The sequence below is a fragment of the Streptomyces sp. NPDC024687 genome (assembly GCF_055559055.1).
Window position 1 is genome coordinate 159483 of sequence record NZ_JBVHLJ010000007.1, and the last position, 14217, is coordinate 173699.

General features: G+C 71.5%; 13 protein-coding genes and 1 tRNA gene. 7 read left to right on the forward strand and 7 right to left on the reverse strand.

Annotation, left to right across the window (positions count from 1 at the left end; genetic code table 11):
* Nucleotides 1–18: 18 nt before the first annotated feature.
* Both ACZ39I_RS27225 and ACZ39I_RS27230 read left to right on the forward strand, forming a co-directional pair.
* The gene (locus tag ACZ39I_RS27225) at nucleotides 19–747 is read left to right on the forward strand and encodes a molybdopterin-dependent oxidoreductase (RefSeq protein WP_467247182.1); all 729 of its coding nucleotides are present in this window, start codon (nucleotides 19–21) and stop codon (nucleotides 745–747) included.
* Nucleotides 731–1351 carry a cytochrome b/b6 domain-containing protein gene (locus tag ACZ39I_RS27230; protein WP_467247184.1) on the forward strand — a complete coding sequence of 207 codons (621 nt, stop codon included), beginning with the start codon at nucleotides 731–733 and terminating at the stop codon, nucleotides 1349–1351. The genes ACZ39I_RS27225 and ACZ39I_RS27230 overlap by 17 nt, the downstream gene beginning before the upstream one ends.
* Before the next feature lie 31 nt (nucleotides 1352–1382).
* Here the strand turns inward: ACZ39I_RS27230 and ACZ39I_RS27235 are convergent, their stop codons facing one another.
* The gene (locus ACZ39I_RS27235; protein WP_352390932.1) at nucleotides 1383–2780 is read right to left on the reverse strand and encodes a GntP family permease; all 1398 of its coding nucleotides are present in this window, start codon (nucleotides 2778–2780) and stop codon (nucleotides 1383–1385) included.
* A 53-nt stretch (nucleotides 2781–2833) separates the two neighbouring features.
* Nucleotides 2834–3340: a gluconokinase gene (locus ACZ39I_RS27240; protein ID WP_467247186.1), complete on the reverse strand. Its 507-nt coding sequence runs from the start codon at nucleotides 3338–3340 to the stop codon at nucleotides 2834–2836.
* Nucleotides 3341–3485: 145 nt separating this feature from the next.
* Between ACZ39I_RS27240 and ACZ39I_RS27245 the strand changes: the two genes are divergently transcribed.
* Nucleotides 3486–4187: a FadR/GntR family transcriptional regulator gene (locus ACZ39I_RS27245; RefSeq protein WP_467247188.1), complete on the forward strand. Its 702-nt coding sequence runs from the start codon at nucleotides 3486–3488 to the stop codon at nucleotides 4185–4187.
* A gap of 1 nt (nucleotide 4188) precedes the next feature.
* Here the strand turns inward: ACZ39I_RS27245 and ACZ39I_RS27250 are convergent, their stop codons facing one another.
* From ACZ39I_RS27250 to ACZ39I_RS27265, 4 genes are all read right to left on the reverse strand, one after another.
* Nucleotides 4189–4581: a YchJ family protein gene (locus tag ACZ39I_RS27250; protein ID WP_467247190.1), complete on the reverse strand. Its 393-nt coding sequence runs from the start codon at nucleotides 4579–4581 to the stop codon at nucleotides 4189–4191.
* Nucleotides 4578–5954 carry a M1 family metallopeptidase gene (locus tag ACZ39I_RS27255; RefSeq protein ID WP_467247192.1) on the reverse strand — a complete coding sequence of 459 codons (1377 nt, stop codon included), beginning with the start codon at nucleotides 5952–5954 and terminating at the stop codon, nucleotides 4578–4580. Before ACZ39I_RS27255 ends, ACZ39I_RS27250 begins: the two co-directional genes overlap by 4 nt.
* Before the next feature lie 77 nt (nucleotides 5955–6031).
* Nucleotides 6032–9898, reverse strand: a complete 3867-nt coding sequence (locus tag ACZ39I_RS27260) for a Pls/PosA family non-ribosomal peptide synthetase (protein ID WP_467247194.1) — start codon at nucleotides 9896–9898, stop codon at nucleotides 6032–6034.
* Nucleotides 9899–10180: 282 nt separating this feature from the next.
* A tRNA-Leu gene (locus ACZ39I_RS27265) sits at nucleotides 10181–10268 on the reverse strand.
* 197 nt (nucleotides 10269–10465) lie between these two features.
* Here ACZ39I_RS27265 and ACZ39I_RS27270 point away from each other — a divergent pair.
* The 3 genes from ACZ39I_RS27270 to ACZ39I_RS27280 all read left to right on the forward strand — a co-directional run bounded on the left by ACZ39I_RS27270 (nucleotide 10466) and on the right by ACZ39I_RS27280 (nucleotide 13182).
* Nucleotides 10466–11791: a M20/M25/M40 family metallo-hydrolase gene (locus ACZ39I_RS27270; RefSeq protein WP_467247196.1), complete on the forward strand. Its 1326-nt coding sequence runs from the start codon at nucleotides 10466–10468 to the stop codon at nucleotides 11789–11791.
* A 146-nt stretch (nucleotides 11792–11937) separates the two neighbouring features.
* A complete protein-coding gene (chpH, locus tag ACZ39I_RS27275; RefSeq protein WP_020117753.1) occupies nucleotides 11938–12171 on the forward strand; it encodes a chaplin ChpH in 234 nt (77 codons plus the stop codon).
* Nucleotides 12172–12321: 150 nt separating this feature from the next.
* Complete coding sequence (locus ACZ39I_RS27280; RefSeq protein ID WP_467247198.1) at nucleotides 12322–13182, forward strand: chaplin; 861 nt, start codon at nucleotides 12322–12324, stop codon at nucleotides 13180–13182.
* A 61-nt stretch (nucleotides 13183–13243) separates the two neighbouring features.
* Here the strand turns inward: ACZ39I_RS27280 and ACZ39I_RS27285 are convergent, their stop codons facing one another.
* Complete coding sequence (locus ACZ39I_RS27285; RefSeq protein ID WP_007380901.1) at nucleotides 13244–13432, reverse strand: DUF5703 family protein; 189 nt, start codon at nucleotides 13430–13432, stop codon at nucleotides 13244–13246.
* 47 nt (nucleotides 13433–13479) lie between these two features.
* Here ACZ39I_RS27285 and ACZ39I_RS27290 point away from each other — a divergent pair, with 47 nt between their 5' ends.
* Entirely contained in the window at nucleotides 13480–14163 is a 684-nt protein-coding gene (locus ACZ39I_RS27290) for a hypothetical protein (protein WP_467247200.1), read from the forward strand.
* The last annotated feature ends 54 nt before the right edge of the window (nucleotides 14164–14217 follow it).

Sequence of the window (14217 nt, forward strand, 5' to 3'; positions counted from 1 at the left end):
GGGTGTTCGAATGAGTAGGTGAACTCCGAACAGCCCGAGGAGCAGCGCGGTACGCCGATCGGCCGCCGTGTCCTCCTCGGCACCCTCGGCCTGGGCGCCCTCGGCGTGGTCGCCGCGCCCACCCTGCAACGCGGCCTGGAGGCCTTCCTGGGCAGCGCCGCCGACAAGGACCCCACCGGTCTGACGGGCCTGCTCCCCAACGGCGGCGGCTTCCGCTACTACTCGGTGACGTCGTCGGTGCCGCACAAGAACGCCGAGAACTACCAGCTCAGGATCGACGGCCTGGTCTCGCGCCCGCGGACGTACACCCTGACCGATCTGCGGGCCATGCCCCAGACCCGGCTGGTCAAGGACGTGCAGTGCGTGACGGGCTGGCGGGTCCCGGACACGCCCTTCGAAGGCGTACGGCTCTCCGCGCTGCTGGACGCCGCCGGAGTGACCGCCAAGGCGGGCGCCGTCCGCTTCACCTGCTTCGACGGGGCGTACTCCGAGAGCCTCACCCTCGACCAGGCCCGCCGTCCGGACGTCCTGGTCGCCCTGCGCATGCAGGACAAGGACATCGGCCACACCCACGGCGGCCCGGTCCGCCTCTACGTGGCGCCGATGTACTTCTACAAGTCGGCCAAGTGGCTGTCCGGCATCACCGTCACCGAGGACGTGGAGCCGGGTTACTGGGAGGACCGGGGCTACGACGTGGACGCCTGGGTGGGCCGATCGAACGGGCGGGACGATGACCCTACGAGTTGACGCGCCCTCGCAGACACGCGTCCGGCGCTTCGGCCGGAGCCAGAAGTGGGTCCACCGCGCGACCGCCGCGCTGATGGGCGTGTGCGTGGTGACGGCGGCCTTCCTGTACATCCCCCAGTTCGCCGAACTCGTCGGCCGCCGCGAGCTGGTGGTCCGGGTGCACGAATGGGCGGGCCTGGCGTTGCCGCTCCCGGTCCTTCTGGGCCTGGTCTCCCGCGCCCTCCGCGCCGACCTGGGCTTCCTGAACCGCTTCGGCCCGCACGACCGGGTCTGGCTGCGGGCCGCGTTGCGCCGCGACAAACGCCGGGCATCCCGTCCGGCGGGCAAGTTCAACGCGGGCCAGAAGGTCTACGCCGCCTGGATCGCGGGGGCGAGCCTGGTCATGGTCGGCACCGGCCTGCTGATGTGGTTCACCCACCTCGCCCCGATCCAGTGGCGCACCGGCGCGACCTTCGTCCACGACTGGCTGGCCCTCACCATCGGCGTCGTCCTCGCGGGCCACATCGGCATGGCCCTCGGCGACCCCGAGGCCCGGCGGGGGCTGCGGACGGGGTCGGTGAGCCGGGAGTGGGCGGAACGCGAACACCCCCTGTGGCGGCCGTAGACCGACAGGGGGCGCCGCAGCCGCCGTACGCCTAGATGATCAGCGAGAGCAGCAGGACCAGACCGCCCGCGACCACCGAGATGATGGTCTCCATGATCGACCAGGTCTTGATGGTCTGGCCGACGCTGAGGCCGAAGTACTCCTTGACCAGCCAGAACCCGGCGTCGTTGACATGGCTGAAGAAGAGCGAGCCGGCGCCGATGGCGAGGACGAGCAGGGCCGTGTGGGTCGTCGACATGTTCGCGGCGAGCGGCGCGACCAGGCCGGCCGCGGAGACCGTGGCCACCGTCGCGGAGCCCGTGGCCAGGCGGATCGCCACCGCGATCAGCCAGGCCAGCAGCAGGGCCGGGATCGACCAGTCCTCGGATATCTCCAGGATCATCTGACCCACACCGGAGTCGATCAGGGTCTGCTTGAAGCCGCCGCCCGCGCCGACGATCAGCAGGATGCCGGCGATGGGCGCGAGGCCCTTCTCGACGAGCGGGGTGAGGCGCTCCTTGCCGAACCCGGCGGGGCGAAGCAGCGTGAAGATGCCCACGAGCACCGAGACCAGCAGGGCGATCAGCGGAGAGCCGATGACGTCGAAGACGCGCTGCGCGGTGTGGTCGGGGTCGTCGATCACGACGTCGACCAGCGCCTTGGACAGCATCAGCACGACCGGGAGGAGGATCGTGGCGAGGGTGGCACCGAAGCCCGGGCGCTTCTCCAGGTCCTCCGAGGCGCGCTGCGGGACCATCCGGTCGGGCGCCGGCACGTCCACCCAGCGGGCCGCGACCTTCGAGAAGAGCGGACCGGCGACGATCACCGTCGGGATGGCGATCAGCACACCGAGCGCGAGGGTCACACCGAGGTTGGCCTGCACCGCGTCGATCGCCACCAGCGGGCCGGGGTGCGGCGGGACCAGACCGTGCATCACGGACAGGCCGGCGAGGGCCGGGATGCCGATGCGCATCAGGGAGTAGTTGCCGCGCTTGGCGACCATCAGCACGACCGGGATCAGCAGCACGACGCCGACCTCGAAGAACAGCGGCAGACCGATCACGGACGCGATCAGGACCATCGCCCAGGGCATCGAACGGCCGCCCGCCTTCGCGAGGATCGTGTCGACGATCTGGTCGGCCCCGCCCGAGTCGGCGAGCATCTTGCCGAGGATCGCGCCGAGGGCGATCAGTACGCCGACGCCGGCGACCGTGGTGCCGAGCCCGGTGGTGAAGCTGGTGATGGCCTTGTCGAGCGGCGCCCCGGCGACCGCGCCGAGCACGAGCGTGCCCAGGGTCAGCGCCAGGAACGCGTGGAGCTTGAACTTGGTGATGAGCAGCACGATGACGGCGATGCCCACCAGGACGGCGATGCCCAGCTGAGCGTGACCGGCCGAGGTGATCGGCTCCGGTGCGTCCGCTGCCAGCATCTCGACGCTGAGTCTGGTCACGGGGTTCCCTTGCAGGTACGGGGGATCTTCGGAAGGGGGGATGAAAAGGGGTGTTACGGGAGTTCGGCGAGCGCCTTCGCGGCCCGCCCCGTGATCTCCTCCGGGCTGCCGGAGACGTCCACCACGACCCCGGCCTCGTCCTCCTGGAGGTGCTGGAGCGTGGCGAACTGCGAGTCCAGCAGTGTGGTGGGCATGAAGTGCCCCTGCCGGTGCGACATCCGGCCCTCGATGACCGAGCGGTCGCCCGCCAGGTGCACGAAGACGACCCCGGGCGCCTCGGCCCGCAGCCGGTCCCGGTACGACCGCTTCAGCGCCGAGCAGCTGACCACCCCGCCGAGCCCCGCCCGGCCGTGCGCCCAGGAGCCGATGGCATCCAGCCACGGCCACCGGTCGTCGTCGGTGAGGGGGGTGCCGGCCGACATCTTGGCGATGTTGGCCGGCGGGTGGAAGTCGTCGCCCTCGGCGTACGGGACGCCGAGCCTGGCCGCGAGCAGGGGACCGATCGTGGTCTTCCCGGTGCCGGCGACGCCCATGACCACGACGACCTTCGGGGTACTCATCACTGCCTCACTGTCCGCTGTCTTCGTCGACACCTTTGATGCGTTGATGCGAGCAACTGAAACCGATTAGGTAGGACTAATTCAAGACCCTGTGACGATTAAGTCTGACTTTTTCTTGGTGTGACGTGCCCCGTACTCTGAGTGCATGAGCACATCGGGCCGGGGGCTGCACGGACGCGTACTGGAGGCCCTCGGACCGGCGATCACCGCGGGCGAGTACCCGCCGGGCAGCGTTCTGCGCACCGACGAGCTCGCGCAGCGTTTCGACGTCTCACGCTCGGTGATGCGCGAGGCGGTCCGCGTCCTGGAGTCCATGCACCTGGTCGAGTCCCGCCGCCGCGTGGGCGTGACGGTGCGCCCGAAGGCCGAGTGGAACGTGTACGACCCCCAGGTCATCCGCTGGCGGCTGGCCGGCGCCGACCGCCCGCAGCAACTGCGCTCATTGACCGTGCTGCGCTCGGCGATCGAGCCGGTGGCGGCGGCCCTCGCCGCGAAGCACGCGACCGCCGAGCAGTGCGCCGAACTCACCGAGTGCGCGCTCGGCATGGTCGCCAACTCCAAGGGCCACCGGCTGGAGGGCTACCTCTTCCACGACATCGCCTTCCACCGGGTGATCCTCAACGCCTCCGGCAACGAGATGTTCGCCCGCCTCGGTGACGTGGTCGCCGAGGTCCTCACCGGCCGCACCCGCCACGAGGTCATGTTCGAGGACCCCGACCCCGCCGCCGTCACCCTCCATGTCCGGCTCGCCGAGGCGATCCGGGCGGGCGACGCGGGCCACGCGGAGGCACTGACCCGCGAGATCGCGGAGGGCGCGCTCCAGGAGCTGGACATTCTCGCGCCGTAGGTCAGTCGAGGAACTCCCCGTCGACGTACACCCAGGCTCCGTCGACACGCTCGAAACGGCTGCGCTCGTGCAGCGAACCACCTCTGAACGAGGCGCGGAACGTCACGGTGCCCGTGCTGTGGAACGCCGAACCGTCCTGCGTGCCGAGGATCTCCAGGCCGGTCCAGCGCATGCCCGCGTCGAGGTCCAGTGGAGCGGGCCGGGTCCGTGGGTGCCAGGTGCGCAGCAGGTAGTCCCGCTCCCGCTTCACGAAGGCGCTGTAGCGCGACCGCATGAGCGCTTCGGCGGTGGGCGCCGCCGACTCACCCCGGTGGAAGCGGCCACAGCAGTCGTCGTACGTCTCCTCGAGGCCGCAAGGGCAGTGCGGCCGTTGCCGGGAGGCGCGCCGGGTCACGGCTGCACCGTGCCGGTGTTGGTCGGGGGGTGCGCCGGCCGTGCCGGTATCACCGTCGGCAATGGCGGCAGCGCCGTCCCGTACACCCACGCGTCGAACAGCCCGTTCAGCGGCTCCTCCGTGAACCGGTTCACATGGGCGGTGAACGTCGAGGTGGTCACGGCCCCGCCCCGGTGCAGCCCCGCCCAGCCGCGCAGCATCCGGAAGAACGCCTCGTCGCCCATCGCACAGCGCACCGCGTGCACGGTGAGCCCGCCCCGCTCGTAGAGCCGGTCGTCGAACATCGACTTGCGGCCCGGGTCGGCCAGCCGCAGGTCCTGGGGGAGCGAGGACAGCAACCGATGCGCCGCGGCGGCCAGTTGCTGTGCCGTACGGCCCCCCGAGCGCTCCGACCACAGCCACTCGGCGTACTTGGCGAACCCCTCGTTGAGCCAGATGTGCCGCCAGTCCGCGATGGACACGCTGTTGCCGAACCACTGGTGCGCCAGCTCGTGCGCGACCAGCCGCTCCCAACCCCGGGCGCCGTCCACGTGGTTGGCGCCGAACAGCGACAACCCCTGTGCCTCCACGGGCACATCGAGCTCCTCCTCCGTGACGACGACCGCGTACTCGTCGAACGGATACGGCCCGAACAGCTCCTGGAACAGCTCCATCATCTGCGGCTGGCGCGCGAAGTCCCGCGAGAACTCCGGCAGCAGGTGCGCCGGGATGTGCCCGTGCTGCGGCACCCCGCCCGGACCCGGGTCGCCGAGCAGCACCGTCTGGTACTTGCCGATCGACAGCCCGACGAGATAGCTGGAGGTGGGCGCGGCCTGCTCGTACACCCAGGTCGTCGTGGACGCCTTCGCGGTACGGGTCAGCAGCCGGCCGCCCGCCACGACCGCGTAGGCGGAGGGCGTGGTGATCGAGATCTGGTACGACGCCTTGTCCGCAGGCCGGTCGTTGCACGGGTACCAGGACGGCGCCCCGATCGGCTGGCTCGCCACCAACGCCCCGTCCTCCAGCTCCTCCCAGCCGAGCCCGCCCCAAGGGCTGCCGACCGGCTTGGGGTTGCCCGACCAGTGCACCTCGACCGTGAACGCGGCCCCGGACCGCACCGGCTTCGCGGGCCGCACCCGCAGCTTCCCGCCCCGGTGCGTGTAGTGCGCGGGACGGCCGTCCACCCGCACCCGCCCGATCTTGAAGTCGGAGAGGTTGAGCATGAACTCCGGGAGCGGCGAGCGCCCCGCTATGGCGTTGATCCGGGCGCTCCCGGCCAGCCGGTTCGGGGCGGGGCGGTAGTCCAGCGCGAGCTCGTAGCGGTGCACCCGGTACCGGGCGTCACCGTGGTCCGGGAAGTACGGGTCCGGACCCGCCGCCTGCTGAACTGCCACTGCCGCTTCTGCTCCCTGCGCTGCGTTGCCGCTCGGATCCGCCGGTACACCGCTCACCGACTCCGAGTGGCCCGCGTTCAGGGCCGCCATGCCTCGATCGGGTTGCCGAGCCAGCGGGTGTCGTCCGGGACGGACTCCGCGGCCATGACGAGCGACGCGGGGCCCAGCGTGGTGCGGGCCCCGATCGTGCTGCCGGGCAGCACGATCCCGCCAGGGCCCAGCGTGGCACCCTCACGGAGGACCACAGTATCCGTCCGCAAGATCCGGTCGTGGAAGAGGTGGGTCTGCAGCACACAGCCGCGGTTCACGGTCACCGCGTCCTCCAGCGTCACCAGATCGGTCTCCGGCAGCCAGTAGCTCTCCACCCAGACGCCCTTGCCGATCCGCGCGCCGAGCCCCCTCAGCCACGCCGTCAGCACCGGCGTACCGGGCACGGAACCCGCGAGCCACGGCACCGCCAGCACCTCGACGAAGGTGTCCGCGAGCTCGTTGCGCCACACGAAGCCGCTCCACAGCGGGTGCTCCCCGCTGCGGTGCCGCCCCACGAGCAGCCACTTCGCGACCACCGACACCAGCCCCGCCACCGCACCGGCCGCGACGAGCACCACCCCGGCCAGCAGCCAGGCCCACGGTCCCAGCACGCACAGCGCGGCCACCGTCAGCACGGCCAGCCCGGCCGAGCAGAACACGGGCACGATCCGGCACAGCTCCACCAGACCGCGCGCCCACAGCAGCCCCGCCGACGGCTCGTACGTCCGGCTCTGGTCGCTGCCGGCCGCGCTGCGCGGCAGCTTCACCGGCGGCAGCCCCAGATACGAGGTGTCCTTCTTCGCCTTCTTCGGCGTCGCCGACAGCACCCCGACGAGCCCGCCGTCCGGCACGCTCCGTCCCGGCGCGGTCATCCCCGAGTTCCCGAGGAACGCCCGCCGCCCGATCTCCGCCCGCCCGATCCTGACCCAGCCGCCCCCCAGCTCGTACGGCGCGGTCAGCGTGTCGTCGGCCAGGAACGCGCCCTCGCCGACCGTCGTCAGGCTGGGCAGCGCGAGCACCGTCGACACCTCGGCGCCCCGCCCGATCCGCATCCCGAGCAGCCGCAGCCACACCGGCGTGACCAGCCCGGCGTACAGCGGGAACAGCGTCTCGCGCGAGCGGTCCATCAGCTGCGTCACGGTCCACGCCTGCCACCCGATCCGGCTGTGCGTCGGATACGTCCCCTCGCGCAGCCCCAGGCTCAGCAGCCGTACGGAGATCAGGAGCAGCAGCGCGAAGGCCGCACCGAAGGCGAGCGTCGCCGGGACGAGGGCGAGGAAGGCGCCCCGGAGAGGAGCGTCGCCGGCGAGGAAGGGCCGCGCGACCAGCAAGGCCGCCCCGCCCGCCAGCACGGGGAGCAAGGTCAGCGCGAGACCGGTGAGGCCGTACATCACCCGCCAGTACGTGCCCCGGGCCGGCCGTTCCTTCGGCCAGTTGCGCTTGGCCTTGCCGAGCTTGACCGCGGGCGCGCCCGCCCAGCGCTGACCGGTCGGGATCTGCCCGGTGACCGCCGACCCCGGCGCCACCTCGGCCCGCTTGCCGACCCGGGCACCCGGGAAGAGGATGCTGCGCGTGCCGACGACCGCGTGCGCGCCCACCTTGACCTGACCGATCTCCAGCCGGTCGCCGTCCAGCCACCAGCCGGACAGGTCCACCTCGGACTCCACGGCCGCGCCCCGGCCCAGCTTGAGCATGCCGGTGACCGGCGGCAGCGAGTGCAGGTCCACGTCAGGACCGACCTTGGCACCCAGCGCCCGCGCGTACCGCTCCAGCCACGAGCCGGTCAGCGAGGTCGCCCCGGTGAACTCGGCGAGCCGCTCGGCGGTCCACAGGCGCAGGTGGACACTGCCACCGCGCGGGTAGCGGCCGGGCTGGACGCCTCGCAGCAGCAGCCTGGCCCCGCCGGCGGCGATCACGAGCCGTCCGGGCGGGCTGAAGAGCGCGAGGCCACCGGCGCCGATCAGCCACCAGGAGGCGGTCGGCAGCCAGCCGTAGGAGGGCAGGAGGTTCCCGACGGCGGCCAGCGGGACCAGCCAGCGCAGGCCCAGCAGCGTGAACAGGGGGAGCAGGACCAGGAGTTGGATCACCTGGGCGCCGAGCGGCACCGGCGCGATCACCCGCGCGACCCCGTCGTCCTGCGCGGACTCCTCCAGGTGCCGGGCCAGCTTCCGCAGGGTGGGCCGCTGGTAGATGTCGAGCACGGCCGCGCTCGGGTAGCGGGTGCGCAGCCGGGTGGTCAGTTGGGCGGCGGCCAGGCTGGAGCCGCCGATCGCGAAGAAGTCGTCGCGGGCCCGGGAGACCGGGATGCCGAGGACTTCCGTCCACTGCTCGGCGAGCCAGGCCTCGGTGCCGTACAACTCCTCCGCGGGACCCCCGGTTTCGAGCCCCTCCAGCGGCCACGGCAGTGCGTTGCGGTCCACCTTGCCGGAGGTCCGGGTCGGCAGGTCGGCGACGGGAGCGATCAACGGCACGAGCGCGGCGGGCAGTTCGGCCCGCAGCTTCTCCACGGCCGCCGCGTGGTCCCAGCCGTCCTGGGTGACCACGTACCCGACCAGGAGCTGGTTGCCGCTGCGGGCGGTGCGCACGGCGGCGGCCGCTCCGGCGACCCCCGGCAGCGCCTGGAGGGCCGTGTCGACCTCACCGAGCTCGATCCGCCGGCCGCCGAGCTTGATCTGCTCGTCGGCCCGCCCGAGGAAGACCAGCCCCTCGGGCTCCGCCTTCACCAGGTCACCGCTGCGGTACGCCCGCTCCCACCCCAGCGACTTCAGCGGCGCGTACTTCTCCGCGTCCTTCTCCGCGTCCAGGTACCGGGCGAGACCGACCCCGCCGATCACCAGCTGCCCGCTCGCGCCCATCGGCACGGGCTCCCCGGCCTCGTCGACGACGGCCAGCTCCCAGCCGTCCAGCGGCAGCCCGATCCGGATCGGCTCCGCGCCGCTCATCAGCGACGCACAGGCCACGACGGTCGCCTCGGTGGGCCCGTAGGTGTTCCACACCTCGCGCCCCTCCGTCACCAGCCGCTGCACCAGCTCGGGCGGACAGGCCTCCCCGCCGAAGATCAGCAGCCGTACCTCGTCGAGGGTCTCGGGCTCCCACAGCGAGGCGAGCGTGGGCACCGTGGAGACCACGGTGATCTCCTGCTCGACCAGCCAGGGCCCGAGATCGGCCCCACTGCGGACCTGGGAACGCGGCACCGGCACCAGGCAGGCCCCGTACCGCCACGCCAGCCACATCTCCTCGCAGGACGCGTCGAAGGCGACCGACAGTCCCGCCATGACCCTGTCACCGGGGCCGATGGGGTCGTCGGTGAGGAACAGCGCGGCCTCGGCGTCCACGAAGGCGGCGGCACTGCGGTGGGAGACGGCGACGCCCTTGGGCCTGCCGGTGGAGCCGGAGGTGAAGATGACCCACGCGTCGTGCTCGACGCCGGGCCGGGCGGCGGGGGCCTCGCTCCGCCCGTTGACGGTCAGCTCGTGCCCGGCGCCGACCACGGCCCGCACCTTGGCCTCCCCGAACACCAGCTCGGCCCGCTCGTCGGGGTCCTCGGCGTCGACGGGGACGTAGGCGGCACCGGCGGAGAGTACGGCGAGGATCGCGACGTAGAGGTCATTGGTACCGGAGGGCACCCGGACGCCCACCCGGTCGCCGAGCCCCACCCCGGCCCCGGCGAGCCGCCGCCGCAGCCGCTCCACCTCGGCGGCCAGGGCACGGTAGGTGAGCCGGGTCGTCCCGTCGTCCAGGGCGAGCTCGTCGGGGCAGGACCGTACGGAGGCGTCGAAGACGTCGACGAGCGTGCGCGGGGAGGCGGCGGGACCCCCGGAGAAACGGGCGGTGTCGCCGAACTGTTCGCGGATCTCCGCGCCGAGCTCCTCGTTGAGCAGGCCGAGAGCGCTGCTCTCTTCTGTGGCTGCCATCGGTCCTCGCGTCTCGATCCCGGAGCCCCCGGGGCGCTGGCGGGCCGCAGGTCTGCCTGGGGTTGTCCGGCTCCAGCTCGTAACAAGCCGGAAATTTTAGTACGACGCTAGGTTCGCACCCTCGAAACTTCCACCGGGGAAGGCTGTTCGAGGGGCGCGGCGGCTCGGCCGCGCGCCTGTGACCTGGTGATCTTCACGCCGAGCGAGAGATGCCCCACACACAGCACACAGGCCGTCGTATACGACGAATCCCCCGGCCGCTGAGCGGCCGGGGGATTCGGCTGGTGTCCGAGGGGGGACTTGAACCCCCACGCCCGATAAAGGGCACTAGCACCTCAAGCTAGCGCGTCTGCCATTCCGCCACCCGGACAAGGTGTCTGTCGCGCGGGGTTCCCCTCGCGGCGACGAAGGAAACATTACCAGGCTTTCGAGGAGGCCCGATCACCCCCCGTCCCCTCCCGGGACGCCCGTGAACGGCGTGTGACGGGCCGGGTCCGTTCTTGGGGCCGGGCAGGTCACGGGGAGAGGATGAGGGCAACCACCAGCAGTGACAGCGGGAGGAACAGCGTGAGCGACACCGACACGGCCAGGGGCGTCACCGGCGAGGACGAGGTCGTGGACCTCTGCCGCGAGCTGATCCGGTTCGACACCAGCAACTACGGCGACCACTCCGGCCCCGGCGAGCGCAAGGCGGCCGAGTGGGTCGCGGGAAAGCTCGCCGAGGTAGGGCTCGACCCGCAGATCTACGAGTCGCAGCCGGGCCGCGCCTCCACGGTGGCCCGGATCGCGGGCGAGGACCCGTCCCGGCCCGCCCTGCTGATCCACGGCCACCTCGACGTCGTACCGGCCAATGCTCAGGACTGGACCCACCACCCGTTCTCCGGTGAGGTCGCGGACGGGTGCGTGTGGGGCCGGGGCGCGGTCGACATGAAGGACATGGACGCGATGACCCTGGCGGTCGTCCGTGACCGGCTGCGCAGCGGCCGCAGGCCGCCCCGGGACATCGTCCTGGCGTTCCTCGCCGACGAGGAGGCCGGCGGCACCTTCGGCGCCCGGCACCTCGTCGACCACCACCCCGACCTCTTCGAGGGCGTGACCGAGGCGATCAGCGAGGTGGGCGGCTTCTCCTTCACGGTGAACGAGCAGCGCCGGCTCTACCTGATCCAGACGGCCGAGAAGGGCATCCACTGGATGAAGCTGACCGTGGCCGGCACCGCCGGGCACGGCTCGATGATCCACCGGGACAACGCCATCACCGAACTGTCGGAGGCGGTCGCCCGGCTCGGCCGGCACAAGTTCCCGGTCCGGGTCACCAAGACCACCCGGGCCTTCCTCGACGAACTCGGCGACGCGCTGGGCACCGAGCTGGACCCCGAGGACATGGAGGGCACGCTCGCCCGGCTCGGAGGTATCGCCAAGCTCATCGGCGCGACCCTGAGCAACACCGCCAACCCCACGCAGCTCGGCGCCGGCTACAAGGTCAACGTCATCCCCGGCCAGGCCACCGCGCACGTCGACGGGCGCTTCCTGCCCGGCTTCGAGGAGGAGTTCCTCGCCGACCTCGACAAGATCCTCGGTCCCAAGGTCAGGCGCGAGGACGTGCACTCCGACAAGGCCGTCGAGACCACCTTCGACGGTGCGCTCGTGGACGCCATGCAGTCCGCGCTGGTCGCCGAGGACCCGGCCGCCAAGGCGATCCCGTACATGCTCTCCGGCGGCACCGACGCCAAGTCCTTCGACGCGCTCGGCATCCGCGGCTTCGGCTTCGCGCCGCTCAAGCTGCCCCCGGAGCTGGACTTCGCCGGGATGTTCCACGGTGTCGACGAGCGGGTGCCCGTGGACGGGCTGAAGTTCGGTGTGCGGGTTCTGGACCGGTTCATCGACGCGAGCTGACGCGTGTTGACGTGATGATTCGGCCGCACGTGCGAGATCGGCCGGGAAGGGTGAATGCGCTCATAAGCTCGTATCCCCATTACTCCCTCCTCGTTACAGGTGATGCGATCCGCTGATTGGGACCGCATTGCCAACAAGGAGGAATAATGATCAAGAAGATCGTCGCCGCTGCTGCTGCCACTGGTGGTCTGGTTCTCGCGGGTGCGGGCCTTGCTGTCGCCGATGCGGGTGCGCAGGGTGCCGCTGTGGGTTCCCCGGGTGTGCTGTCCGGCAACGTCGTGCAGGTTCCCGTTCACGTCCCGGTGAACGTCTGCGGCAACACGGTCTCCGTGATCGGTCTGCTGAACCCCGCTTTCGGCAACACGTGCATCAACAAGTGACGTTGTGCCTCGCCCTTAGTTAACAGGGATGAGCTTGTCGGCCCCGGAGTGCAAGCCATGCGCTCCGGGGCCGACCGGTCTTTTCGAAAAGGAAAGAGAGCCGCGAGGCAGCGGTATTTCGGGACAAGGTCGAAAGCAGGGAATCGGTACATGCGACAAGTCACCCGCAAGGGCTTGATGACAGTGGCGGCGGCGACCGGCGTGATCGCCGCCGCGGGAGGCGCCGCCCACGCGGACGCGGGCGCGAGCGGATCGAGCGCGAACTCCCCCGGCGTACTCTCCGGCAACACGGTGTCGGCTCCGGTGCACGCACCGGTGAACGCCTGCGGCAACACCGTGAACGTGGTCGGGCTGCTCAACCCGGCGATGGGCAACAGGTGCGCCAACAAGGGCGGTGGCAACGGGGCGCCCGGCGGGTACGGCGGCTCCGCAGGACACGGCGGCGCAGGTCACCGGGGGCACGGTCCCGGCGGACACGGTCCCGGCGGACACGGCGGTTCCGGGGGCCCGGGTGGCTCCGGGGGCGCTGGGGGCTCCCACGCGGGCGGTCACACCGGTGGCTCGCCCGGCGTGGGTTCGGGCAACCACGTCGAGGCGCCGATCGACGTTCCCGTGAACGTCTGCGGCAACAGCGTCGACGTCATCGGCATCGGAAACCCCGCCATGGGCAACGACTGCGGCAGCGGCTACGGCGGCGGGCAGCACACCCCGCCCGGATCACCGGAAGAGCCCGGCACCCCGGGACAGCCCGGCCACCCCGGCCACCCGGGCCACCCCGGCAATCCGACGGAGCCCGGACACCCCGGATCCCCGGCCACCCCGTCCGGGCCGCTCGCCGGGACACCGGGCGGCGGCAACCACCCCGGAACTCAGGCGATCGCTCAGCCCCTGGGCAGCGCGCAGCTCGCCCGGACCGGCAGCGACCTTCCGATCGGGCTGGTCCTGCCGGTCGGCGCCGGGGCACTCCTGGCGGGCGCGGTCCTCTACCGCAAGGCACGGGCCTCGGTCTAGGACGTACCGCGTGAAACGGAGCGGGCCCCGCCGCGGCGGGGCCCGCTCCGTTCGTCCCGTCTCACCACGTGGCACGCACCTGGCGGATGATCCGCCGGCGCAACCGCACCCTGCGGCTGCCGTCGCGCATGAGACTCAGTCGGTCCAACTCCCAGTGTCCGTACTCTGCATGGTCCGTCAGCAGACGTGTGGCGTCCTTGCGGGAGACCCCCCGCGGTACGTACACGTCGACAAATTCGTATTCCGGCATCGCATCTATTGTGCGGGCCGGGGCCCGCTACGGATAGCGTCTGCACTATGTCTGATGCTGTGCAGCCCACCGCTGCCGAGGTACGTGCCGCCGCCGAGGCGGTCAAGACCGCGCTCGACCGCCACCTGGCCGCGGTCGAACGAAGGTCGGGCGAGGACGACCCGGCTGTCTACGAGGCCTTCAACGAACTGGCCGCGGCCGCCGAGGTGTACGACGAGCTGCTCTACGACCGTTACGACGAGGTCACCCCGTTCGAGATCCCGGGCGCGGAGGACGCCCCGCCGTACACGGGCCCCGAGGAGCCGAACGCGCTGAGTGTGCTGATCCGGCGTGACTACGCCGTGGTGGAGCCGCAGCGGTTGCTGGCGCAGGCCCAGCGGGTCGAGGCGGCCGACGAGGGTCTCGGCACGGAGGCCTCCGGCACGGTGCACGGCGCGCTGGAAGTGCTGTTCGGCGAGTTCGAGCCCGACGAGATCGCCACCCGGCACAAGGAGTTCGGCCTCGAGGAGGGCGACTCCACGCTGTGGGTGACCGCGGCGGACGAACCGGCCGAGCCGGGGGAGTGGCTGGAGGCGCCGTTCGAGCAGGTCGACGTCGAGCGGGTGGTGTGCCGGTTCGATGTCAGCGCGGTGTTCGACGACGACCTGGACGACGACGCGGACGAGCCCGACCTCGAGGACCCCGATCTCGAGGACGAGGATCTGGAACCGTTGGACGTGGATCGCCGCTGAGGCACATGAGGGCGCGGCCCCGGAGGAACGATCTCCGGGGCCGCGCCCTTTTCC